Below are 22,828 nucleotides of genomic sequence, written 5' to 3' on the forward strand. Positions count from 1 at the left end.
CTGCGCTCCCGCCCTTCCGCTCCGTGTCACCGGGGTGGGAGGGTGGGAGCGACTCCCTGATCGAAGGACAACGATGCCCCGCACGATCGCCGTCAACACCTGGGTGTGGACGTCTCCGCTCACCGACGAGACGCTGGAGCCGCTCGCGCACACCGCCGCACGGATGGGCTACGACGCCCTGGAACTGCCGCTGGAGAACCCCGGCGACTGGGATCCCGTGCGGGCGCGTGCCGTGCTGGACGGCCTCGGGATGGGCGCGGTCCTGGTCGGCGCGATGGGGCAGGGGCGGTCGCTCGTGGCACGCGCGGGCGACGTGCCGGCGACGCAGGACTACCTGCGCGCCTGCCTCGACGCGGCCGCGATCCTCCGTTCCCCGGTCGTGGCCGGTCCGTTCTACGCGCCCACCGGGGCGACCTGGCGGATGGACGCGGAGGAGCGCACCGCGGTCGTGGCCGAGCTGCGGGAGAACCTGGCGCCCCTGGCGGACGAGGCGGCGGCCGCCGGGCTCATCCTCGCCGTCGAGCCCCTCAACCGGTATGAGACGAGCGTGCTCAACACGGTCGCGCAGAGCCTCGACGCGCTCGAGCCGCTGCTGGGCGCGGGCGTGGGGCTCGCCCTCGACACGTACCACCTCAACATCGAGGAGAAGCGGCCGGCCGACGCGATCAGGGCCGCGGGATCCGCGATCGCCCACGTGCAGGTGTGCGGCAGCGACCGCGGGGCGGTGGGCGATGACCACACCGACTGGCCGGGCATCCTCGCGGCGCTCGACGACGCGGGCTACCGCGGGGTGCTCGGGCTGGAGAGCTTCACCGGCGAGAACGCGACGATCGCGGTCGCGGCGTCGGTGTGGCGCCCGCTCGCCGCGAGCCAGGACGAGCTCGCCGCGCGCAGCATCGCCCATCTGCGCGCCCTGGGTGCCTGACCCCGCGACCCCGCCCGCCCGACCCCCGTACCCCGTACCCGCGACCAAGGAGGATCCATGAGCACTCGTCCGGTCACCCTGTTCACCGGCCAGTGGGCCGACCTGCCGTTCGAGGAGGTGGCCCGGCTCGCCGCCGAGTGGGGCTACGACGGGCTGGAGGTCGCGGCATCGGGGGACCACCTCGACCTGCGCCGCGCCGACGAGGACGACGCCTACCTCGCCTCGCGCCGCGAGATCCTCGACCGACACGGCCTGCGGCTCTTCGCGATCTCGAACCACCTGGCGGGCCAGGCCGTGTGCGACGCCCCGATCGACTTTCGCCATCAGGGCATCCTGCGCCCGTACGTGTGGGGCGACGGCGAGGCCGAAGGGGTGCGGCAGCGAGCGGCCGAGGACATGACGCGCGCCGCCCGGGTCGCCCGCAAGCTCGGGGTCGACACGGTCGTGGGCTTCACCGGCTCGTCGATCTGGCCCTACGTGGCGATGTTCCCGCCCGTGCCCGCCGCCGTGATCGAGCAGGGGTTCCAGGACTTCGCCCACCGCTGGAACCCGATCCTCGACGTGTTCGACGGCGAGGGCGTGCGGTTCGCGCACGAGGTGCACCCGGGTGAGATCGCCTACGACTACTGGTCGAGCGTGCGTGCGCTCGACGTGATCGACCACCGCGAGGCGTTCGGGTTCAACTGGGACCCCTCGCACATGATGTGGCAGAACATCGACCCGGTCGGGTTCATCGTCGACTTCGCCGACCGCATCTACCACGTGGACTGCAAAGACACCCGGATGCGTCCGCACAACGGCCGGGCGGGCGTGCTCGGGTCGCACCTGCCGTGGGGCGACCCGCGGCGCGGCTGGGACTTCGTGTCGACCGGTCACGGTGACGTGCCGTGGGAGGACGCCTTCCGGGCGCTCGACGCGATCGGCTACGACGGCCCGATCTCGATCGAGTGGGAGGACGCCGGCATGGACCGGCTCCACGGTGCCCCCGAAGCGCTCGGCTTCGTGCGGTCGCTGCTGTGGCCGCCGCCCGAGGCCGCGTTCGACGCCGCCTTCAGCAACCAGTGAGGGCCGGGCCTCGGCCTGGATGGGCCAGGCCCCGCGCAGGCGGGTGGATCAGGCCCCGCGCAGGCGGGTGGATCAGGGCTCGCGCAGGTGAGTGGGCCAGGGCTCGCGCAGGCGGGGGGATCAGGGCTCGCGCAGGCGGACGAGGCGCTCGTGCCCCGTCTCCTCGAGCTCGGCGATGTCGTCGCGCGACTTCAGGAAGTCGGAGAACGACCGGTAGCCGAGCGCCTTCTCGCTGAAGGACGGGTCCATGCGGCGCATGTGCGTCTTGACCGCTGAGCTGTGCAGCCACTCGTCGGCATCGGCCTTATCGTGCCCGAGGCGCAGCGCCCGCTCCAGCAGACGCGTGGCCTCGCCCTGGTCGTCGATCTTCTCCTCGACCTTGGGCTCCTCGGTCTTCGCGGCCTTGGCCTTCGCGCGCGTCTTGGGCGCCGCCTTCGGCTTGGTCGCGGTGTCCGCCGGTGGGGCCGCGAGTTCCGCCGGGGCCTCCGCGGGCGTGCGGTTCACGCTCTTCGCCGGGCGGGCGACACCGGGCAGCGAGTCGTACGACTCGAACTCGTCGCACGCGGCGGCGAGCGACTTCGCGGTGGAGCCGGCCACGCCGACCCCGATCACGTAGCGGCCGAGGCGCTTGCAGCGCTGCGCGAGCGGCACGTAGTCGCTGTCGCCCGCCACGATCACCACGTGAGTGAGGTCGGGCAGGCGGAACATGTCCTCCACCGCGTCGACCGCGAGCCGGATGTCGGCGCCGTTCTTGGCGTACGCGGCGGCCGGGAACAGCTGCACCAGGTCGACCGCACGGGCCACGAGCTGCGAGCGGTACTCGGCGTTCACGGGCGACGACCAGTCGGCGTAGGCCCTGGTGAGCACGAGGGTGCCGAACGAGGCGGCGTAGTCGATGATGGCGCCGACCTCGATCATCGCCCTGTTCAACCGCTCGGCGACCTCGGGGTCGTTGGGGTTCTCGGTGATGCGCTGGCGGTCCTTGCCGTACGAGTTGCGGCCGTGGACGCGGTCGTACCAGGAGATGACGATGTTGTCGAAGTCGAGGTAGACCGCGACACGGGCGTCGGGGGTCTCAGCCACGGTGGTCCTCCTCGCCGGGGTAGCGGACGCCGATCTGCGCGCGGATCTCGTCGAGCGCCCCCATGATCGCGACGCTCTCGGCGATCGGGAGGATGTCGCCGGCGAGGTTCCCCTCGGCCACGAGACGCTCCGCCGCGATCGCCTCGAACTGCATCCCGCGCCCGGTGATGTCGGTCACGTACTCCTCCGCGACCGTGCCGTCGGGCAGCACCAGACGGAACGTGGTGGGCGCGTACCAGACGCGATCGATGTCGATGCGGGCGGCGGTGCCCACGATGCTCGCCGCGTTGGGGCCCGCGCCGCGCGAGGACGACAGGCTGGTCGACACTGCGCCGCCCTCGTGCGTCATGACCGTGGCGACCTCGGAGTCGGCGCCCGTCTCGACCAGGCGGCCCACCGCGCGGATGCTGGTGGGGGCACCCAGGATGTCCCAGATGAACGAGATCGGGTAGATGCCGAGGTCGAGCAGCGCGCCGCCGCCCAGCTCCAGCGCGTTCAGGCGGTGCGCCGGGTCGGTCGGCAGGAGCTGCGTGTGGTCGGCGCTCACGGTGCGGATCTCGCCCAGCGCCCCCTCGGCGATCAGCTCGCGGATGCGCACCATGTGCGGCAGATACCTGGTCCACATGGCCTCGGTGACCAGCAGGCCGCGCTCGGCGGCGAGCGCCTGCAGGTCGGCGGCCTCGGTCTGGTTCAGCGTGAACGCCTTCTCGACCAGCACGTGCTTGCCGTGCTCCAGGGCGAGCCGGGCGTTCTCGTGGTGCATCGGATGGGGTGTGGAGACGTAGATGATGTCGACGTCGGGATCCGCCACGAGCGCCTCGTACGAGGCGTGCGCGTGCGGGATGTCGAACCGCGCGGCGAACGCGTCGGCGGACTCCTGCGAGCGCGAGCCGACCGCGACCAGGTCGAGGCCCGCCGTGCGCAGGTCGGAAGCGAAGGCGCCGGCGATGCCGCCGGTCGCGAGGATTCCCCAACGAAGACCAGTCATCCTCTCAGCGTAGAGGGTGGGGTGGACATGTCGCCGTGTGACGTCGCGTGACCCCCGGCTTCCGCGCCATGGTCGCCGCCGTCCCGCGCTCCTAGCGTGACGGCATGACCGAACCCCTCGTGATCGGCGCCATGGTGCGCACGCTCGGTGCCTACCCGTCCGGCTGGCGTCACCCCGGAGCACACCGCGACCCCGCACGCGACGCCGAGGTCCTGCGGCGCATCGCCGCGGCGGGCGAGGAGGCCGGGCTCGACTACCTGTTCTTCGGCGACTGGCTCGCGACGGGCCCCGACCTGGAGTTCCGCGACCCGTACCTGCTCGCGCGCATCGACCCGGTCAGCGCCGTGCTGTTCCTCGCCGGCCTCACCTCGCGCATCGGGCTCATCGCGACCGTCAACACCACCTACGCGGATCCGTACACGACCGCGCGGTCGCTGGCGTCGCTCGACGTGCTCTCGGGCGGACGCGCCGGGGTGAACCTGGTCACCGGGGCCGAGCCGCGCGCGGCGGGCAATCACGGACGCGAGGCGCACGCCGACAACGAGACCCGCTACGACCGGGCCGAGGAGTTCGTCACGGCGCTGCGCCGGCTGTGGGACTCGTGGGACGCCGACGCCTGGATCGCCGACGCCGAACGCGGGGTGCTGATCGACGCCGACCGGCTGCGCGCCGCGAACCTGGAGGGCGCGCACGTGCGCGTGACCGGACCGCTCAACGTCGCACGGCCGCCGCAGGGGCGCATCCCGGTGGTGCACGCCGGCACGTCGCCGCGGTCGCGCGCGCTCGCCGCGACCGCGGCCGACCTTGCCCTCATCGCCTCGCCGACCCTGGCCGACGCGGTCGCCACGCGGCGGGGACTGCGGGAGATCGCGGCGGAGGCCGGGCGCTCGCCGGAGGAACTGCAGGTGATCGCGCCCGTGCTGCCCGTGGTCGCTGAGACGCACGCCGAGGCGCAGCGCATCGTGGCGCGGTTGCTCGCGCTCGTGCCGCTCGCGGAGGGGCATCAGGTCGAGCGCCCCGGGTTCCCGGCGAATCGCACGGTCGCGGCGCTCGCGGACGCCCTCGACGTGCCGGGGGACGACCCCCTGCGCGACGCGGCCTTCGACGCCCCCGTCGGTCCCGCCGAGGCGCTGCGCCTCGGCGGACGAGGGGCCGCCCTGATCGAGCGCGTGGCCCACCTCGCGGGTCTCGGCATCGGCGCCGACGCAGCCCTCACCTGGCGGCATCTGGTCGCCGCGCACGCCGTGCCCGCCGCGTTCGTGGTCGGTGACGCCGCCGCGGTCGCCGACCACTTCGAGACGTGGCGCGACGCGGGAGCGGCCGACGGGTTCAACGTGCTCTCGGCGTTCCAGCCCGCGCAGTTCGAGGCGTTCACGCACCTGGCGGCGCCCGAGCTGCGGCGACGCGGACTGCTGCGCGAGCACGGTGACGGCGCGATCACGCTGCGCGACCGCCTGCGTGTGACGTCGCGTGTCGATGCGTGACCGCGGGTGTCGCCGGGCGACCTTCCGCGTCCGCCGCCCGGCGCGCACCGCCCGCCGCTTCCTAGCGTGAACCCCACGCCGCACCCGTACCCACCTGCACCCACCCGCACCCCCGAGGAGTCCTCCGCATGAACCGCCGCCTGATCCGCACCGCCGCCGTCGCGCTGCCCCTCGTCCTGGCCGGGAGCCTCGCCGCGTGCGCGACCTCCGCCGCCCCCGCCGGCACACCGACCGACGCCGGGGCCCCTGTCACGGGCGGCACGCTCACGTACCTGGAGCACCAGGCGTACACGAACCTGTACCCGCCGCAGGCCGGCTTCTACCCGAACGGCGGCATCGTCAACAACATCGCCGCCCGGCTCACGTGGCAGAACCCGGAGACGCTCGAGATCGAGCCGTGGGTCGCCGCGGACTGGACCGTGAACGACGACGCCACCGAATACACGTTCGACCTGAACCCCGGCGTCACCTTCTCGGACGGCACGCCCCTCGACGCCGCCGCCGTCGCGAAGAACTTCGACACCTACGGCCTGGGCGACGCCGACCGCGGGCTCACCGTGTCCGAGGCGATCAACAACTACGCCGGCAGCGAGGTGGTCGACGAGGACACCGTCACGTTCCGCTTCTCCGCCCCGTCGCCCGGGTTCCTGCAGGCCACGTCCACCATCAACTCCGGCCTGCTGTCACCCGACACGCTCGACGGCACGATCGAGGACTTCGGCGCGGGCAATGCGGCCGACATCATCGGCTCCGGTCCGTTCACCGTCACCGACGAGAAGCTCGGCACGGAGTACACCCTCGCCGCGCGCGACGACTACGCCTGGGGTCCGGAGAGCGCCGACAACGACGGCCGCCCGTACCTCGACGCCGTGCACGTGCTGATCACCCCGGAGGACTCCGTGCGCATCGGCTCGCTGCTCGCGGGGCAGGCCGACTACGTGCGCTACGTGCAGGCGTTCGACGAGGACCGTGTGGAGGGCGCCGGCTTCACGCTCTACGCCCCGCAGACCCGCGGCGTGAACAACTCGATCGCCCTGCGGCCGGACAACCCGCTGCTCTCCGACATCCGCGTGCGCCAGGCGATCATCGCGGCCGTGAACGCGCAGGAGGTGGTCGACACGCTCTTCACCGAGAACTACCCGGTGGCGACGTCGGTGCTGTCCTCCCAGGCGGTCGGCTACAAGGACGAGTCGGAGCACTACACCTTCGACCCCGACCGGGCCGAGGAGCTGCTCGACGAGGCCGGCTGGACGCCCGCAGGCGACGGCATCAGGGAGAAGGACGGCGAGCGCCTCGCGATCACGGTCTACGAGGCGAAGCCGCAGCCGCTGTCGAAGCAGACGCTGGAGCTGATCGCCCAGCAGCTCGCGAAGGTCGGCGTCGAGCTGACCGTGAAGCCCGGCGATGCCGGCACCTATGCCGAGGACACGCGAGACCCGCTGAAGACCGGGTTCTATCACTCGATGGTCGGACGCGCCGACCTCGACGTGATCAAGAGCCAGTACTTCACGAAGAACCGCGACGTGCTGATCTCGCAGGACGCGACGCTCGACGAGCTGCTGCTCGCCGTGGCCTCCGAGCCCAACGCCGACGCGCGCATCGCCGCGTCGCAGGCCGTGCAGGACTACATCGCCGAGCAGGCCTACGTGATCCCGCTGTTCGAGGAGCCGCAGGTCTACGGTGCCGCGACGTACGTGCACGGCGTGGCGTTCGAGTCGGTCGGGCGCCCCACGTTCTCCGGCGTCTGGCTCGCGGAGCACTGAGGGCGACGGTGACGCGATGAGCTTCGTCCTCCGACGAGCCGGGCAGGCCGCGATCGTGCTGGTCGCGGCCTTCACGGCCACCTTCTTCCTGCTGCAGCTCCTGCCGGGCGACGCGATCCTGATCAAGTTCTCCGACCCGAGCCTCGGGCTCTCGCCGGAGCAGCTCGACGGGATCCGCGCGACCTATGGCGCCGACCTGCCGTGGTGGGAGCAGTACGTGCACGCCGGGCTCGGCTTCCTCGCCGGCGACTTCGGCTACTCGACGCAGTTCGGCACCCCGGTGCGCACGATGCTGGCCGAGGCGCTGCCCGCGACCCTGCTGCTCGCGTCGCTCGGGCTCGCGGTGGCGCTCGTGCTGGCCGTGCTGATCGCCGGGCTGTCGTCGCTGGCGCCGTTCGCGTGGCTGCGCGCGGGACTGCGCCAGGTGCCTGGCCTCTTCGTCGCGGTGCCGGTGTTCTGGCTCGGGATCCTGCTCATCCAGGTGTTCTCGTTCGGCCTCGGCTGGGTGCCGATCGTGGGAGCCGACCCGGTGAGCGGGCTCGTGCTGCCCGTGCTCACCCTGGCCGTGCCGATCTCCGCGCCCCTCGCCCAGGTGCTGGTGCGGGCGATCGACCAGGTGCAGGCGCAGCCGTTCGTGACCGTGCTGCGGGCGAAGGGCGCACCGCCGGCGTGGGTGCTCACGCGCTCGGTCGCGCGCAACGCGGCGGTGCCGACGCTCACGATCGCGGGCGTGCTGTTCGGTGAGCTCGTGGGCGGCGCCGTCGTGACGGAGACCGTGTTCGGCCGGACCGGGATCGGACGCCTCACGGAGCAGGCCGTCGCGAACCAGGACATCCCGGTGCTGCAGGGGGTGGTGCTGCTGTCGGCACTCGGCTTCGTGCTCATCAGCTTCGCGGTCGACCTCGCCACGCCGCTCATCGACCCGCGGCAGCGCACCTCCGCCCGCCGCGGTCGCCCCGAACCCCGCCGCACGCTGCAGGAGGCCACCGCATGACCGCGCCCGTGATCGCCGAGACCGCGGACGCCGTCTCCGCGACCCCCTCGGCCCCCGCCCCCGCCGCGACCCCGCGGCGCCGTCGCGGCCTGCGTCGCCGCCCGTGGGGGCTCTACCTGGCCGTCGCCGCGGTGGCGCTCGCGGTGCTCTGGGCGCTGATCCCCGGGGTGTTCGCGCCGGGCGACCCGCTCACGGGCGTGCCGGCCGACAAGCTGCTGCCACCGAGCGCCGCGCACTGGTTCGGCACGGACACGCTCGGCCGCGACCTGTTCGGCCGGGTCGTGCACGGCGCGGTGCACTCGCTCTCCGGCGCGCTGATCGCGGTGACGGTCGGCCTCGCCCTGGGCACGGTGCTCGGTGCGATCGCCGGATCGGTCGGCGGGATCGTGGACGACGTGCTGATGCGCATCGTCGACGTGCTCCTGGCGATCCCCGGCCTGCTGCTGTCGCTGTCGGTCATCATCCTGCTCGGGTTCGGCACCGTCAACGCGGCCATCGCGGTGGGACTCGGCAGCGTCGCGGCGTTCGCGCGCCTGATGCGCGCCGAGGTCGCGCGGGTGCGGCGCACCGAGTACGTCGAGGCGGCGTTCGGCAGTGGCGGGACGTTCGTCGCCGTGCTGCGCCGCCACGTGCTGCCCAACTCGCTCGCCCCGATCGTCGCGCTCGCCGCGCTCCAGTTCGGCACCGCGATCCTCGCCATCTCCACGCTCGGGTTCCTCGGCTACGGCGCTCCGCCGCCCACGCCCGAGTGGGGCCTGCTGATCGCCGAGGGGCGCAACTACATCGCGACGGCCTGGTGGCTCACCGCCCTCCCCGGCCTCGTCGTGGTCGCGGTGGTGCTCAGCGCCAACCGCATCAGCCACCGCCTCGGAAGGAGAGTGCGATGAGTGCGATCTCTGCGTCCACGACCACGATCAGCCACCGCCTCGGAAGGAGACAGCGATGAGCGCGATCTCTGCGTCCACGACCACGATCAGCCACCGCCTCGGAAGGGGAGTGCGATGAGCGCGATCTCTGCGTCCACGACCACGATCAGCCACCGCCTCGGAAGGAGACAGCGATGAGCGCGGGCCCCGTCCTCACCGCCACCGACCTCACGGTGTCGTACGGCGACCGGGAGGTCGTGCACGGCATCTCGTTCGACATCGCCGAGGGTGAGACGCTCGCGCTCGTCGGCGAGTCCGGGTCGGGCAAGTCCACCACGGCGCACGCGCTGCTGGGGCTGCTGCCGGAGGGGGGTCGCGTCGACGCGGGGCGTGTGCTCCTCGGCGAGCTCGACATCTCCGGCTGGAGCGACCGCGCCCTGCGCGGCATCCGCGGCCCCGAGATCGGGCTCGTGCCGCAGGACCCCGCCACCTCGCTCGACCCCGTGCGCCCGGTCGGGGTGCAGGTGGAGGAGATCCTGCGCCTGCACGGGCACCGGGACCGGAGGTCGCGTCGGGCCAGGGCGATCGAGCTGCTCGACCGCGTGGGCATCGACGACCCGGGGCTGCGCGCACGGCAGTATCCGCACGAGCTGTCCGGCGGCATGCGGCAGCGCGTGCTGATCGCGACCGCGGTGGCGCTGCGCCCGCGGCTGCTGATCGCGGACGAGCCCACCAGCGCGCTCGACGCCACGGTGCAGCGCACGGTGCTCGACCTTCTCGACGAGCTCCAGCGTGAGGAGGGGACGAGCATCCTGCTGGTGACGCACGACCTGGGGGTCGCGGCCGACCGTGCCGCGCGGCTCGTGGTGCTCAAGGACGGCCGCATCGTCGAGCAGGGGACGAGCGACGCGGTGCTCGCGGCGCCGCGGGAGCCGTACACGCGGCAGCTGCTCGCCGACGCGCCCGCCTTCGCGACCGGGTTCCGCCGGCCGGACGCGCCGCCGTTCCTGCGGGATGCGGCCGCGGTCGCCGCCGAGAACCCCTACGCGATCGTCGCCGAGGGGCTCGTGAAGGAGTTCCGCGTGGCGGGTCGCGAGCGGTTCCGCGCGGTGGACGACGTGTCGTTCCGCGTGCGCCGCGGCACCACGCACGCGCTCGTGGGGGAGTCGGGCTCGGGCAAGACCACCACGGCACGACTCGTCACCCGGTTCCACCGCCCTGATGCCGGATCGATCGAGGTCGCCGGGGCCGACGTGACGGCCGCGACGGGGGCGCCGCTGCGCGCGCTGCGCCGGCGCATCCAGCTCGTGTACCAGAACCCGTTCGCGTCGCTCGATCCGCGGCAGCACGTCGTCGACATCGTCGCGGAGCCCCTGCAGAACTTCCGCGTCGGAGGCAGGGCCGAACGGCGGGAGCGCGCACTCGCCCTGCTCGACCGGGTGGCGCTGCCGGCCGACGTCGCCCGCCGCACCCCGCGGGAGCTGTCGGGCGGGCAGCGGCAGCGCGTCGCGATCGCCCGTGCCCTCGCGATCGACCCGGAGATCGTGGTGCTCGACGAGGCGGTGTCCGCGCTCGACGTGACGGTGCAGGCCCGCATCCTCGAGCTGCTCACCTCGCTGCAGGCCGAGCTCGGGCTCACCTACCTCTTCATCTCGCACGACCTCGCGGTGGTGCGGCGCATCAGTCACACGGTGTCGGTCATGCGCCGCGGTCGTGTGGTGGAGGAGGGCCGGACCGAGGAGCTGTTCCACGACCCGCAGCACGAGTACACCAGGGAGCTGCTCGCCGCCGTGCCCGGCGTCGGCGACGCTCCCCAGAGCCGAGAGGTCCTCGCATGACCGCACCAGCCGCCGCACCCAGCGTGGCGTTCTTCACCCGTCTGCTCGACGATGCGTCGCCCGCCGATCGCTACGCGCTGGCCACGGCGCAGCTGCAGCACGCGGAGCGGCACGGCATCGGTCGTGCGTGGGTCGCGCAGCATCACTTCCGCGCCGCGGAGGGCGGGCTGCCGTCGCCGCTCGTGTTCCTGGCGCACGCCGCCGCGCATACGAACCGCCTCCGGCTCGGCACCGGGGTGATCACGCTGCCCCTGGAAGACCCGGTGCGCGTGGCGGAGGACGCGGTGGTCGCCGACCTGCTCTCCGGCGGGCGTCTCGATCTCGGGCTCGGCAGCGGGGGCACGCCCTCGTCGTTCGTGCCGTTCGGGGAGGACGTGCGCGACAAGGCCGCCACGTACGACCGCAAGCTGCGCGTGCTGCTCGACGCGCTCGCGGGCGAGGACGTCGGCGGCGACAACACCCTGTACCCCGACCCGGGCGACCTCGCCTCACGCGTCTGGCAGGCGACGTTCTCGGCCGCGGGCGGGAGCCGCGCGGGTGTGCACGGCCACGGGCTGCTGCTCTCGCGCACGCAGCCGCGCACGGCCGAGCGCCTCCGCGCGCCGCTGTCGGAGCTGCAGGACCCCATCATCGACGCCTACCTCGACGCGCTGCCGGCCGGCGTCACGCCGCGCATCACGGCCTCGCGCACCGTGTTCGTGGCGGATGACAGGGCCGAGGCGCTGCGGTTCGCGGAGGTCGGGCTGCGGCGCGCCGCGGAGGGCTTCCGCCGCCAGGGGCAGACGATCCCGGGCGACGACCTCGACGACCTGATCACCGCGCTCGACACCCACCTGGGCACGCCGGAGGAGGTGGCCGCCTCGCTCGCGGACGACGCGACGCTGTCCCGCGCGACCGAGGTCGCGTTCCAGGTGCACTCGGTCGACGCGCCCCACGAGCACGTGCTGCGCTCGATCGAGCTGTTCGCCGCCGAGGTCGCCCCGGCACTCGGCTACGCCCTCACCCCGTCCCCCGCGGACACGACCCTCAAGGAGAACGCATGACCGACGACATCGTCGACCGCATCGCGGAGGTGACGCCGGGGCTCGACGCGCTGCGGCGGCGCCGTCCGATCACGCGCGAGCAGTTGCAGGCGAGCTTCGACGCGCTGTTCCGCCCCGTCTCGGTGCAGCACGCGTCGCAGGCCGAGCGTGAGCTGATCGCCGCCTTCGCGACCGGGCTCGCCGGCGCCGACGACCCCACCGCGCTGTTCTACGCCGACCGGGCGGAGGCCGCCGATCCCGAGCGCGCCGCGGTGGTCAGGGCCGAGCTGGCCGGGGCCGCCGCCACCGGGCCGTTCGGCGCGTACACCGAGGCCGGGCTCCAGGGGGAGAGCACCGACGGGCTGAGGTATGCGCCGGACGCCGCCGCCACGGACGCTCTGGGCGAGCGACTGGCCGCCGCGCTCGCCCACGCGCACCTGCTGGTGCTGCGGCCGCGCGAGGCCTCGGCCGCCGACCTGGGCCGCCTGCTCGACGCGGGGTGGACGCCCGACGGCATCGTCACGGTGTCGCAGCTCGTGTCGTTCCTGGCGTTCCAGCAGCGCGTCGTGACCGGGCTCCGCGTGCTCGCCGCCGCCGGACTCGCGACCGCCACCACCGCCGCCACCACCGCCGCGTCCACCGAGGAGGAGGCCGCATGACCACCACCGACACCACCGATCCCGCCACCACCGAGCCCGCCACCACCGACACCACCGACACCACCGACACCACCGACACCACCGACACCACCGACACCACCGCCACCACCGACGCCACCACCACCGACCCCACCACCACCGACCCCGCCACCACCACCGAGCCCGCCACCGCCGACACCGTGCTCCGACACGACGACGCCCCGCACCCGCACGGGTTCACGCGCGCCGAGGTCGGGTGGACGCCGCACCTGCCCCCGCTCGCGGAGGACGAGTTGACCGAGCGGCACTATGACGGCCTGGTCGACACCGCTCGCGCCAAGAACGACTACTTCCGTCTGCTCGCGCGCGACCCCGAGGTGCTCCGGGCGCGCACCCTGGTCGACAAGGACATCTTCTACAACGTCGCCGACGGACTGCCCAGGGCCGATCGTGAGCTGGCGGCCACCGCGGCCTCGCGGCGCAACGGCTGCGTGTTCTGCGCCTCGGTGCACTCGCGCTTCGCGGCGCATCACAGCAAGCGGCAGGACGACGTGGACCGGCTGCTCGACGAGGGCGTGTCCGCCGACCTCGGCGAGCGGTGGAACGCGATCGTCGCGGCCTCCGTCGCGCTGACCGAGACGCCCAGCGCGTTCGGGCCCGACCACATCGCGCTCCTGCGATCCGCGGGGCTCGACGACGGCGAGATCGCCGACGTGGTGCACGGCGCCGCGTTCTTCAACTGGGCGAACCGGCTGATGCTGTCGCTCGGCCGACCCGTTGCTCCGGCCTGAGCCGGGCGGCCCCGGCTCCGGCACCAGGATGATGGCTACGGCACCAGGATGATCTTGCCCGAGGCGGCGCCGGATTCCATGAGCTCATGGGCCCGCGCCGCCTCGGCGAGCGGGAGCTCCGGGCCGAGCTCGATCGTGAAGTCGCCCGACGCGAGCAGCTCCACGGTCTTCTCCAGGGCTTCGGCGCGCCAGGCGAGCTCCTGCTCCGTGAGCGGGATGGGGGAGCCGCCCGAGAACGCGCGGATGCCGAAGTCGGCGGCGTCGGGGCCGCGCACGATCGTGGCGATGCGGTCGCGGTCGGGCACCAGGGCGAGCGAGGTCTCGATGGCCTCGTCCGTGCCCGCGCAGTCGAGCGCCACCGTGACGGGCGACGGAGCGGCCGCGCGCACGCGGTCGAGCAGGCCGTCTCCGTATGCGACGGGGAGGGCACCGAGCTCGCGCAGCTGCTCGTGCCGGGCGGGGCTCGCGGTGGCGATCACGGTCGCGCCGCCGGCCACCGCGAACTGCACCGCCGCCTGACCCACCGAGCCGGAGCCGCCGTGCACCAGGAGCACGTCGCCCGCGGTCACGCCGAGCGAGCGCAGCGCCTGATACGCGGTGCCGGCGGGGATGCCGATCGCGGCGCCCTCGGCCGCGGTCACCGCGTCGGGGAGCTTCACCAGCTTGTCGGCCTCGACCGCGAGCGCCGAGGCGTACGTGCCGACCGTGTCACGGATCGCGACGCGGTCGCCCACCTCCAGCCCGTCGACGCCCTCGCCGAGCACCTCCACCACGCCCGCGCCGTCGAAGCCGACGCCCCGCGGTTCGGTGATCGGCGGTGACGGACGCTTGCCGCTGCGCAGCTTCGCGTCGATGGGGTTCGCGCCGGCGGCCTCGATGCGCACCACGGCCTCGCCGCGCACGGCGACGGGATCGGGCACCTCCATCAGGTGCAGGACATCGGGGGAGCCGAACTCGGTGTAGACGATCGCGCTGGCCATGACCCCAGGCTACCCGGGGAGGACACGGTCAGCGCCGGGGCAGGATCAGCGCCCGGTCAGGATCACCGCCCGGGGAGGACACCGTCAGCGCCCGGACAGGATCAGCGCCCGGGCAGGATCAGCGCCCGGACAGCGCCTTCATGATCCGCTGCGGCGAGACCGGCTGCGCGGTGCCGAGGCGCTGCGCGAACACGCTCACGCGGTACTCCTCCAGCAGCCACCGCACCTCCACCAGCGTCGGCGGCGCGTCGGTCGGCAGCGGGATCGTGCCGCCCGCCTCGGTGAACGCGGTCGCCATGCGCTCGAACTCGGTCAGCCGCGCCCGGTCCTTGCCCGGCTCGTTCGCCAGCGTCTTCAGGCGGTCGAGCATGCCGTCGAGGTAGCGGGGGTAGTGCGCGAGCCGGTCGATGCCCGCCGCCGACACGAACCCGGGGTGCAGCAGACCGCTCAGCTGCGTGCGGATGTCGTTCAGCGGTCCGAGCAGCGCCAGAGAGTTCTGCGCCTTGATGCCCCGCTCGACCTCGCGCGCCTTGACCAGGATCCGCGCCACCAGGGACACGGCGGCGAACAGCTCGTCCACGAGCACCGCCGACACCGCCTCCCGGACGCGGGCGAACTCGGCCTCCGTGCGCACGATCCCGCGACCGGCGCCGTCCGGCCCTCCCGTCGACGCGTCGATCACGCGGCGGGCGACCGCGGCCCTGGCGTCTTCGATGAGCGCCGCGGCGGAGGGATACGGCGACGCCGCGAGCGCCAGCTTCTCCTGGCTCGTCAGATGCTCCTGCACGTACGACGACGGCGAGGGCACCGTGAGCAGCACCAGCCGGAGCACGCCGTCCCTGGTCGCGGTCGCGGCGGCTTCCGCGGTCGCCTCCACGCGCACGGAGACGCTCTTGCCCGCGTCGACGATCGCCGGGTAGCCGCGCACGACGCCGCCGGCGACCCGGGTGTCGAGCACCTCGGGCAGGTCGCCGAAGGTCCACGCGGTCAGCCCGGTCTGCTCCACCGGGGCGGCCGCGACGCGCTCGGCGCCCGCCGCCGCGGTCGGGCTCGCGCGTCGTGACGGCGCCGCGATGGAGCGGGCGACGCTGCTGCGGGCGCGATCCGACAGCTCGGTCTGCAGTGCCCGGAGGTCGCGCCCCGAGCCGACCACGCGGCCGCGTTCGTCCACGGCGCGGAAGTTCATGCGCAGGTGCGCGGGCACGCGGTCGTCCTCGAAGTCCGCGGCCGACACGAGCTGGTTCGCGAGAGGCTGGATGAGGCGGGCCAGTGCCTCCTTGAGCGTGCGCGGGGGAAGGCCCTCGTGCGACTCCGGGCCCTGGTCGGCCAGCTCGGCGCCGAACTTCTCCGCCCAGTCGGCGGCGGGCACCACGTGGCGGCGGATGGCCTTGGGCAGCGCGCGCAGCAGTCCGGTGACGAGCTCGGCGCGCAGGCCCGGCACCTGCCAGTCGAAGCCGCGGTCCTCGATCTGCGCGAGCAGCGGCAGGGGCAGCACCACGCTCACGCCGTCGTCGGGGGCTCCGGGCTCGAAGCGGTAGGCGAGCCCCAGCACCTGGTCGCCCTGCGTCCACCGCGTGGGGAACTCGCGCTGGTCGGCGCGGTCGGCCTCGTCGGCCAGGTCGCTCTCGCGCATCACGAGCAGCTTCGGCGCGGTCGTGAGCGCCTCGCGCCACCACTTCTCGAACGATCGCACATCGAACACGTCGGCGGGGATGCGCTCGTCGTAGAAGCGGAACACGGCCTCGTCGCCGGCGAGGATGTCGCGGCGGCGCTCCCGCTCCTCCAGCTTCTCCAGGCGGCGGCGCAGCTCGGCGTTGCTGCGCCAGAACGCGCTCACCCGCTTGTCGATGCGCGACGGATCCCACTCGCCCTCCACGAGCGCGTGCCGCACGAACAGCTCGCGCGACGCGGCCCGGTCGATGCGGGCGAACTGCACGCGGCGGCGGGGGATGATCTCCACCCCGAACAGCGTCACCTTCTCGAAGGCGACGGCGGCGCCGGCATCCTTCGACCAGTGCGGCTCCGTGACCTGACGCTTCGCGAGGTCACCGGCCAGCGGCTCGGCCCACGCGGGGTCGATCTGGGCGACCGTGCGGGCGAAGGTGCGGGAGGTCTCCACGATCTCCGCCGCCATCACCGCCCGCGGGCTCTTCTTGCGCAGCGCCGAGCCCGGGAAGATCGAGAACCGGATGCCGCGGGCCCCGCGGTACTCGGTCACCCGGCGCTTCGGGTCCTTCGCGGGGGAGTGGCTCTTGCCGGCCGGGGCCGTGCGCTCGTCGAGGATGCCGATCTGCGACAGCAGACCAGACAGCAGGGCGCGGTGGATCGCGTCGGGGTCGGCCGCGCCCCCCGCCTCCGCGCCGCGCTCCGGGTTCTTGCCGAGCGTGCGCAGCTGGCGGTGCACGTCGAACCATTCGCGCACGCGCACGTAGTTGAGGTGCTCGGCGCGGCACAGCCGGCGGAACGCGCTCGACCCCAGCTCGCGCTGCTGCTCGCGCAGGTGGTTCCACAGGTTCAGCAGGGTCAGGAAGTCGCTCGTGGGGTCGGCGAAGCGCGCGTGCAGGCGGTCGGCCTCCTCGCGGCGCTCCTCCGGACGCTCCCGCACATCCTGGATCGTGAGTCCGGCGACGATCGCGAGCACGTCGCGCAGGACGGCGCCGCTGCGGTCGCGTCCCGCCTCGAGGAGCATGCGCGCGAACCGCGGATCGATCGGCATGCGGGCGATGTCGCGGCCCACGCGCGTGAGATGCGTCGAGCCGTCCCGCCGCGACGGCTCGACCGCGCCCAGCTCGGTGAGCAGGTCGAACGCGGCCTTCACGCCGCGGGAGTCGGGCGGGGTGAGGAACGGGAACGCCTCGATGTCGCCGAACCCCAGCGACAGCATCTGCAGGATGACCGAGGCGAGCGAGGTGCGCAGGATCTCCGGCTCGGTGTACTCCGGGCGCCGGTCGTAGTCCTCCTCCGAATAGAGGCGGATCGCGATGCCCTCGCTCGTGCGGCCGGCGCGCCCCGAGCGCTGGTTCGCGGAGGCCTGGGAGATCGCCTCGATCGGCAGGCGCTGCACCTTGGAGCGGTTGCTGTACCGGGAGATGCGGGCGGTGCCGGTGTCGATCACGTACTTGATGCCCGGCACGGTGAGGCTGGTCTCGGCGACGTTCGTGGCGAGCACGACCCGCCGTCGCACACCCGGCACGCGACTCCGCTCGAACACCCGGTGCTGTTCAGCCGCCGAGAGCCGTCCGAACAGCGGCAGCACCTCGGTGGGGGAGCGGTCCTTCCCGTAGGCGCCGCGCACCGCATCGGCCGCATCACGGATCTCGGCCTCGCCGGGCAGGAACACCAGCACGTCGCCGGGGGCTTCACGGTCCAGCTCGCGCAGGGCCGCGACGATCGCGGACACCTCGTCCTCCGGGTCGCCGGATGCCGATGCGTCCTCATCCGCGTCGTCCACGAGGGGCCGGTAGCGGACCTCCACCGGGTACGTGCGGCCGGAGACCTCGATGATCGGGGCAGGAGTGCCGTCGGCGGCGGCGAAGTGCCGCGCGAAGCTCTCCGGGTCGATGGTCGCCGAGGTGATGATCACCTTGAGGTCGGGGCGCTCCGGGAGGATGCGGGCGAGGTAGCCGAGCAGGAAGTCGACGTTGAGGGAGCGCTCGTGCGCCTCGTCGATGATGATCGTGTCGTAGCGCGTGAGCAGCCGGTCGCGGTGGATCTCGTTGAGCAGGATCCCGTCGGTCATCAGCGCGATGCGCGTGGCATCGGAGACCTTGTCGGTGAAGCGCACCTTGTAGCCCACGAGCGTGCCGAGCTCGACGTGCAGCTCCTCCGCGACGCGCTCCGCGATCGTGCGGGCGGCCAGGCGACGCGGCTGCGTGTGGGCGATGCGCTCGCGCCCGAGTTCGAGCGCGATCTTGGGCAGCTGGGTGGTCTTGCCCGAACCGGTCGCGCCCGCGACGATCACGACCTGGTGGTCGCGCACGGCGTCGGCGATCTCCTCCCGCGCGGCGCTGACGGGCAGCTCCGGGGGATAGGAGATCACGGGGGAGGACATAGCCCTCCATCGTATGCCGGGATGCGCGCCCTACGATCAACTCGTGACCTCCCCCCTCGCGCCCACCCGCTGGTTCCGGGACTTCGGCCGGCCCCCGCGCATCCTCGGCCTCGACGTGGCCAGGGCCCTCGCGATCCTGGGCATGGCCGCCGCCCACGTCGGCGAGCTCCGGCCGTTCGCGTGGGGCGACCCGTCCACCTGGACCGACCTGGTGAACGGCCGCTCCTCGATCCTGTTCGCACTGCTCGCCGGGGTGTCGATCGCGCTGATGACGGGGCGCAGCACGCTGCCCGCTCCCGAGCGCATGCCGACGCTGCGCCTGAACCTGGTGGGCCGGGGCGCGGCGATCTTCCTGATCGGTCTCGCGCTCGAGATGCTGAACACGCCCATCGCGGTGATCCTCACGCTCTACGGGCTGCTCTACGTCGCGGTGATCCCGTTCCTGCGGTGGCGGGCGTGGCAGCTGCTCCTCGCGGCCGGGGTGCTCGCGGTCGTGGCCCCCGCCGCGCTCGCGCTGCTGAGCGCGCTTGCGCTGGAGCCCTACGGCGCAGGGCTCGGCTTCGCGCTGTACGGCGTGTACCCGCTGACGGCGTGGCTCGCGTTCGTGCTGGGCGGTCTCGCGCTCGGCCGGCTGCACGTGGAGCGACTCCGCACGGCGGTCGTCGCGCTCGCTGTCGGCGTGCTGCTCGCGGTCATCGGGTACGGGCTCGGCGCGGTCGGCCAGGCGGCCGGAGTCGGGGGCGACGACGGTGGCATCGGCTCCGGCGACGGCGGCTTCGGATTCGGCTCCGGGTGGGACGCGTACCCCGCGGCGCTCGCGGGGCTGGACCCGCTGCGGTCGGTGCTGTCGGCGTTCTTCGGCGTGGAACCGCACTCCGGCGGCACGGCCGAGATCCTCGGCTCCGGGGGCTTCGCGCTCGCGGTGGTCGCGCTGTGCCTGCTGCTGAGCCGGCCGCTGCGGTGGGTGTTCCTGCCGCTCGCGGCGCTCGGCTCCATGCCGCTCACGGCATACACGGTGCACGTGGTGTCGATCGTGGTGCTGGTGGGCCCCGGCGGCTTCGTGCAGAGCACGGCCTTCTGGCTCCTCACGGCGGTCGCACTCGTGGTGGCCGCGACGCTGTGGTCGATCCTCTTCGGCCGCGGACCCCTCGAGCGCCTCGTGGGTCGGGCGGCGCAGGCCATGGCCTCGGTGCCGGTCGACCGACGCGGTGCCTCCGCCGACAGGGAAAGACACGATCCCGCCACACCTGTCATCACAGGTCATAGGCTGGACCCATGACCACCATTCCCTCTCTCGAACTCAACGACGGCAACTCCATCCCGCAGCTGGGCTACGGCGTCTTCAAGGTGCCGCCGGCTGAGACCGAGCGCGCGGTGAGCGAAGCGCTGGAGATCGGCTACCGCCACATCGACACCGCCGCGATCTACGGCAACGAGGAGGGCGTGGGCGCCGCGATCGCCGCCTCCGGCATCCCGCGCGACGAGCTGTTCATCACCACCAAGCTTTGGAACGACCGCCACCACGACGACGAGCCGCGTGCGGCGATCGGCGAGAGCCTCCAGAAGCTCGGGCTCGACCGGGTCGACCTGTACCTCGTGCACTGGCCCACCCCGGCGAAGGACGACTACGTGCACGCGTTCGCCAAGCTCATCGAGCTGCGCGAGGCCGGACTGACCCGCAGTATCGGCGTCTCGAACTTCCTCGTGCCGCACCTGGAGCGCACCGTGAAGGAGACCGGCGTCGTCCCGGCCGTGAACCAGATCGAGCTGCACCCGGCCTACCAGCGTCGCGAGGAGGTCGCGTGGGCCGACGCGAACGACGTGCGTATCGAGGCGTGGGGTCCGCTCGGTCAGGGCAAGTACGACCTGTTCGGCATCCCGGCGGTCGCCGACGCGGCCGCGGCCCACGGCGTCACCCCGGCGCAGGCGGTGCTGCGCTGGCACCTGCAGAAGGGGATCATCGTCTTCCCGAAGTCGGTGCGCCCCGAGCGTCTGCGCGAGAACCTGGACGTGTTCGGCTTCGAGCTGACCGACGCGGAGATCGCCGCGATCGACGCCCTCGACCCGCTCGACGGTTCGGGTCGTGTCGGCTCGCACCCCGACGAGGTCAACTGACGGGAACCCCCGCCCACGGAGTCGCCCCGATCGACCGGCCACGCAACGGACCGGCTGACCCCCGCCCCCCGGGAGTCGGCCCGATCGACCGGTCACGCAACGGACCGGTCGCGCCGGCCGACCACCACCCCCGCACCCGAACGCCCCGTGTCGCCGCTCGCGACGCGGGGCGTTCGCGGGGGAGCCGCGATCCCGTGCTCACCGCCGCAGCCCGCCGTGCCGCCGCGCGGCGTAGCGTGGACGGCATGACCAACCGGCTCGCGGACACCCTCAGCCCCTACCTCCGGTCGCACGCCGAGAATCCGGTCGACTGGTACCCGTGGGGCGAGGAGGCGTTCGCGGAGGCGCGACGGCGGGACGTGCCGCTGCTGATCTCGATCGGCTACTCCACGTGCCACTGGTGTCACGTGATGGCGCGCGAGTCGTTCTCCGATCCCGTCACGGCCGCGCTGATCGACGAGGGCTTCGTGGCGGTCAAGGTCGACCGCGAAGAGCACCCGCACGTCGATGCGGCGTACATGGCCGCGGCGTCGGCGTTCACGCAGAACCTCGGCTGGCCGCTGACGGTGTTCACGACGCCGAGTGGCCGCGCGTTCTTCGCCGGCACCTACTGGCCGCCCGAGCCCCGGCCGCCGATGCCCGCGTTCCGCGAGGTGCTCGCGGCCGTGCGGGAGGCGTGGACGGTGCGGCGCGCGCAGGCGGAGGAGTCGGCGGACGCGGTGACCGAGGCCCTCGCCAGGGCGGCCGAGTCCGCGCCGTCCGACCTGCCCGACGCGGCGGCGATCGTCACCGCCGCCGAGGGGATCGCGGCCAGGGAGGACCGGCTGTTCGGAGGCTTCGGCGGGGCGCCGAAGTTCCCGGTGGCGACCACGCTGCGGCTGCTGCAGCATCCGCTGGTGCGGGCGGGTTCTCCCGACGCCGGGGCAGCGGCCACGCGGGCGCTCGCGGCCATGTCCGGCTCCGACCTGCGCGACGAGGACGGCGGCTTCTTCCGCTACGCCACGCAGCGGGACTGGACGGTGCCGCACTACGAGCGCATGCTCACCGACAACGCGCAGCTGCTGGAGGTCGCGCTGGACGAGGGGGATACGGGCACCGCCCGCGGCATCGCCGGCTTCCTCCTGGGCGTGCTGCGACGCGACGGTGGCGGCTTCGGGGCCGCGCAGGACTCGGAGTCGTGGATCGACGGGGTGCGCAGCGAGGGCGGGTACTACCAGCGCCCGGTATCCGCGCGCGGCGAGCTGGAACCTCCCACGGTGGACGGCAAGGTCATCACGGGCTGGAACGGCCTCGCGGTCGGGGCGCTGGCCAGGGCGGGGACGACTCTCGGCGAGCCCGACTGGGTCGAGGCGGCGGCCGCGGCGGCCGATCATGTGCTGCGCGTCAACCGCGGCGACGACGGCGCGCTCGCCCGGGCGTCGCTCGACGACCGTGCCTCGGCAGCCCCGGCGACCGCGGCCGACCTCGCGCTGTTCGCGGAGGGGCTGCTGGGCCTCGCCGCCGCGACCGGGGAGGCCGAGTGGGCGGTCACGGCGCTGCGGCTGCTCGACCCGGCCCTCGACGGTGCCGCCGGCGCCGACCCGCTGCTTGCGGCGCAGGGCATCGCGACCTCGCCCGACCACACCGACGGCGACCTCCCCTCCGACGCGGCGGCGGTGGCGGGCGCTGCGCTGGCGGCGTGGCGGCTCGGTGCGGGGGACCGGTACCGCGAGGAGGCGGTCGCCCGGGTGCGGATGCTGGCGGCGCGTGCGCTCGGTCAGCCGTTCGCGCACGGGAGCCTGCTCCGGGTGGCCGCGGGGCTGGTCGCACCGGCCCGTCAGCTCGTGGTCGTGACCGACGACCGCGACGGGGCGCTCGCCCGCGCCGCGCGGGACGCCGACGCCGACGTGCTCGCGGTGGTGTCGCCCGCCCAGGCCGCCGCGTTCGCCGCGGCGGGCTTCGAGCTGTTCGAGGGCAAGGCCGCGACGCCCGAGCGCCTGTACGACTGCCGGGCGTTCGTGTGCCGGCTTCCCACCGCCGACCCCGCCGAGGTCACGAGGGAACGCTGACGCTCACCCTGCCCTCCGCCCCGACCCGGAGGCGGACTGGGCAATCTGCCCAGGGTGGACGGCACGCCGGGCGTTCGATTGCGCGCGATGCCCACCATTCGCTGCACCGATTGCCCAGGGGGCGACGTGCGTTCTAGGGTGGCGCGACACCACCCGGATCACAGCAAGGATGCTCTG

17 protein-coding genes are annotated in these 22,828 nt (G+C 73.4%); 13 read left to right on the plus strand and 4 right to left on the minus strand.

What is annotated here, in order from left to right; genetic code table 11:
- Positions 1 to 73 precede the first annotated feature (73 nt).
- Positions 74 to 925, plus strand: a complete 852-nt coding sequence (locus tag ACFWCH_RS16730) for a sugar phosphate isomerase/epimerase family protein (RefSeq protein WP_378803881.1) — start codon at positions 74 to 76, stop codon at positions 923 to 925.
- A 57-nt stretch (positions 926 to 982) separates the two neighbouring features.
- Positions 983 to 1,990 (plus strand): sugar phosphate isomerase/epimerase family protein, encoded by a 1,008-nt coding sequence (locus ACFWCH_RS16735; RefSeq protein WP_378803882.1) that lies wholly within the window; start codon positions 983 to 985, stop codon positions 1,988 to 1,990.
- 120 nt (positions 1,991 to 2,110) lie between these two features.
- Here the strand turns inward: ACFWCH_RS16735 and ACFWCH_RS16740 are convergent, their stop codons facing one another.
- Positions 2,111 to 3,073 carry an NYN domain-containing protein gene (locus ACFWCH_RS16740; RefSeq protein ID WP_136031082.1) on the minus strand — a complete coding sequence of 321 codons (963 nt, stop codon included), beginning with the start codon at positions 3,071 to 3,073 and terminating at the stop codon, positions 2,111 to 2,113.
- Positions 3,066 to 4,061 (minus strand): Gfo/Idh/MocA family protein, encoded by a 996-nt coding sequence (locus ACFWCH_RS16745; protein WP_136031079.1) that lies wholly within the window; start codon positions 4,059 to 4,061, stop codon positions 3,066 to 3,068. Before ACFWCH_RS16745 ends, ACFWCH_RS16740 begins: the two co-directional genes overlap by 8 nt.
- A gap of 104 nt (positions 4,062 to 4,165) precedes the next feature.
- Here ACFWCH_RS16745 and ACFWCH_RS16750 point away from each other — a divergent pair, with 104 nt between their 5' ends.
- From ACFWCH_RS16750 to ACFWCH_RS16785, 8 genes are all read left to right on the plus strand, one after another.
- Positions 4,166 to 5,545, plus strand: coding sequence for an NtaA/DmoA family FMN-dependent monooxygenase (locus ACFWCH_RS16750; protein ID WP_378803883.1), 1,380 nt, complete (start codon positions 4,166 to 4,168; stop codon positions 5,543 to 5,545).
- A 128-nt stretch (positions 5,546 to 5,673) separates the two neighbouring features.
- Positions 5,674 to 7,308, plus strand: a complete 1,635-nt coding sequence (locus tag ACFWCH_RS16755) for a TIGR04028 family ABC transporter substrate-binding protein (RefSeq protein WP_378803885.1) — start codon at positions 5,674 to 5,676, stop codon at positions 7,306 to 7,308.
- 16 nt (positions 7,309 to 7,324) lie between these two features.
- Positions 7,325 to 8,302, plus strand: a complete 978-nt coding sequence (locus tag ACFWCH_RS16760; RefSeq protein ID WP_136035448.1) for an ABC transporter permease — start codon at positions 7,325 to 7,327, stop codon at positions 8,300 to 8,302.
- Entirely contained in the window at positions 8,299 to 9,189 is an 891-nt protein-coding gene (locus ACFWCH_RS16765; RefSeq protein WP_378803886.1) for an ABC transporter permease, read from the plus strand. Before ACFWCH_RS16760 ends, ACFWCH_RS16765 begins: the two co-directional genes overlap by 4 nt.
- Positions 9,190 to 9,362: 173 nt before the next feature.
- Positions 9,363 to 11,006: a dipeptide ABC transporter ATP-binding protein gene (locus ACFWCH_RS16770; protein ID WP_378803887.1), complete on the plus strand. Its 1,644-nt coding sequence runs from the start codon at positions 9,363 to 9,365 to the stop codon at positions 11,004 to 11,006.
- On the plus strand, positions 11,003 to 12,049 hold the full coding sequence (locus tag ACFWCH_RS16775) for a putative FMN-dependent luciferase-like monooxygenase (RefSeq protein WP_378803888.1): 1,047 nt from the start codon (positions 11,003 to 11,005) through the stop codon (positions 12,047 to 12,049). Before ACFWCH_RS16770 ends, ACFWCH_RS16775 begins: the two co-directional genes overlap by 4 nt.
- Positions 12,046 to 12,687 (plus strand): CMD domain protein, encoded by a 642-nt coding sequence (locus tag ACFWCH_RS16780; protein ID WP_378803889.1) that lies wholly within the window; start codon positions 12,046 to 12,048, stop codon positions 12,685 to 12,687. Before ACFWCH_RS16775 ends, ACFWCH_RS16780 begins: the two co-directional genes overlap by 4 nt.
- On the plus strand, positions 12,684 to 13,457 hold the full coding sequence (locus tag ACFWCH_RS16785) for an alkylhydroperoxidase domain protein (RefSeq protein ID WP_378803891.1): 774 nt from the start codon (positions 12,684 to 12,686) through the stop codon (positions 13,455 to 13,457). The genes ACFWCH_RS16780 and ACFWCH_RS16785 overlap by 4 nt, the downstream gene beginning before the upstream one ends.
- A gap of 35 nt (positions 13,458 to 13,492) precedes the next feature.
- Here ACFWCH_RS16785 and ACFWCH_RS16790 read toward each other — a convergent pair whose 3' ends face one another.
- Positions 13,493 to 14,437, minus strand: a complete 945-nt coding sequence (locus ACFWCH_RS16790; RefSeq protein ID WP_378803892.1) for a zinc-binding alcohol dehydrogenase family protein — start codon at positions 14,435 to 14,437, stop codon at positions 13,493 to 13,495.
- Between the two features lie 118 nt (positions 14,438 to 14,555).
- The gene (gene hrpA / locus ACFWCH_RS16795) at positions 14,556 to 18,488 is read right to left on the minus strand and encodes an ATP-dependent RNA helicase HrpA (protein ID WP_378803893.1); all 3,933 of its coding nucleotides are present in this window, start codon (positions 18,486 to 18,488) and stop codon (positions 14,556 to 14,558) included.
- Positions 18,489 to 18,531: 43 nt separating this feature from the next.
- Here hrpA and ACFWCH_RS16800 point away from each other — a divergent pair, with 43 nt between their 5' ends.
- The 3 genes from ACFWCH_RS16800 to ACFWCH_RS16810 all read left to right on the plus strand — a co-directional run bounded on the left by ACFWCH_RS16800 (position 18,532) and on the right by ACFWCH_RS16810 (position 22,651).
- Entirely contained in the window at positions 18,532 to 19,767 is a 1,236-nt protein-coding gene (locus ACFWCH_RS16800; RefSeq protein WP_378803894.1) for a heparan-alpha-glucosaminide N-acetyltransferase domain-containing protein, read from the plus strand.
- A complete protein-coding gene (locus ACFWCH_RS16805) occupies positions 19,764 to 20,603 on the plus strand; it encodes an aldo/keto reductase (protein ID WP_247639080.1) in 840 nt (279 codons plus the stop codon). The genes ACFWCH_RS16800 and ACFWCH_RS16805 overlap by 4 nt, the downstream gene beginning before the upstream one ends.
- Before the next feature lie 245 nt (positions 20,604 to 20,848).
- Positions 20,849 to 22,651, plus strand: a complete 1,803-nt coding sequence (locus ACFWCH_RS16810; RefSeq protein WP_378803895.1) for a thioredoxin domain-containing protein — start codon at positions 20,849 to 20,851, stop codon at positions 22,649 to 22,651.
- Positions 22,652 to 22,828: the final 177 nt, after the last annotated feature.

The organism is Microbacterium sp. NPDC060132, from assembly GCF_042729675.1.
GTDB classification, from domain to species: domain Bacteria; phylum Actinomycetota; class Actinomycetes; order Actinomycetales; family Microbacteriaceae; genus Microbacterium; species Microbacterium sufflavum.

Excerpts from the sequence above, each read along its gene's own strand:
- ACFWCH_RS16765 (WP_378803886.1), top strand. The coding sequence starts at position 8,299 with ATGACCGCGCCCGTGATCGCCGAGACCGCGGACGCCGTCTCCGCGACC.
- ACFWCH_RS16785 (WP_378803891.1), top strand. The coding sequence starts at position 12,684 with ATGACCACCACCGACACCACCGATCCCGCCACCACCGAGCCCGCCACC.
- ACFWCH_RS16780 (WP_378803889.1), top strand. The coding sequence starts at position 12,046 with ATGACCGACGACATCGTCGACCGCATCGCGGAGGTGACGCCGGGGCTC.
- ACFWCH_RS16790 (WP_378803892.1), bottom strand. The coding sequence starts at position 14,437 with ATGGCCAGCGCGATCGTCTACACCGAGTTCGGCTCCCCCGATGTCCTG.
- ACFWCH_RS16730 (WP_378803881.1), top strand. The coding sequence starts at position 74 with ATGCCCCGCACGATCGCCGTCAACACCTGGGTGTGGACGTCTCCGCTC.
- hrpA (WP_378803893.1), bottom strand. The coding sequence starts at position 18,488 with ATGTCCTCCCCCGTGATCTCCTATCCCCCGGAGCTGCCCGTCAGCGCC.
- ACFWCH_RS16745 (WP_136031079.1), bottom strand. The coding sequence starts at position 4,061 with ATGACTGGTCTTCGTTGGGGAATCCTCGCGACCGGCGGCATCGCCGGC.
- ACFWCH_RS16810 (WP_378803895.1), top strand. The coding sequence starts at position 20,849 with ATGACCAACCGGCTCGCGGACACCCTCAGCCCCTACCTCCGGTCGCAC.
- ACFWCH_RS16755 (WP_378803885.1), top strand. The coding sequence starts at position 5,674 with ATGAACCGCCGCCTGATCCGCACCGCCGCCGTCGCGCTGCCCCTCGTC.
- ACFWCH_RS16770 (WP_378803887.1), top strand. The coding sequence starts at position 9,363 with ATGAGCGCGGGCCCCGTCCTCACCGCCACCGACCTCACGGTGTCGTAC.
- ACFWCH_RS16750 (WP_378803883.1), top strand. The coding sequence starts at position 4,166 with ATGACCGAACCCCTCGTGATCGGCGCCATGGTGCGCACGCTCGGTGCC.
- ACFWCH_RS16735 (WP_378803882.1), top strand. The coding sequence starts at position 983 with ATGAGCACTCGTCCGGTCACCCTGTTCACCGGCCAGTGGGCCGACCTG.
- ACFWCH_RS16775 (WP_378803888.1), top strand. The coding sequence starts at position 11,003 with ATGACCGCACCAGCCGCCGCACCCAGCGTGGCGTTCTTCACCCGTCTG.
- ACFWCH_RS16760 (WP_136035448.1), top strand. The coding sequence starts at position 7,325 with ATGAGCTTCGTCCTCCGACGAGCCGGGCAGGCCGCGATCGTGCTGGTC.
- ACFWCH_RS16805 (WP_247639080.1), top strand. The coding sequence starts at position 19,764 with ATGACCACCATTCCCTCTCTCGAACTCAACGACGGCAACTCCATCCCG.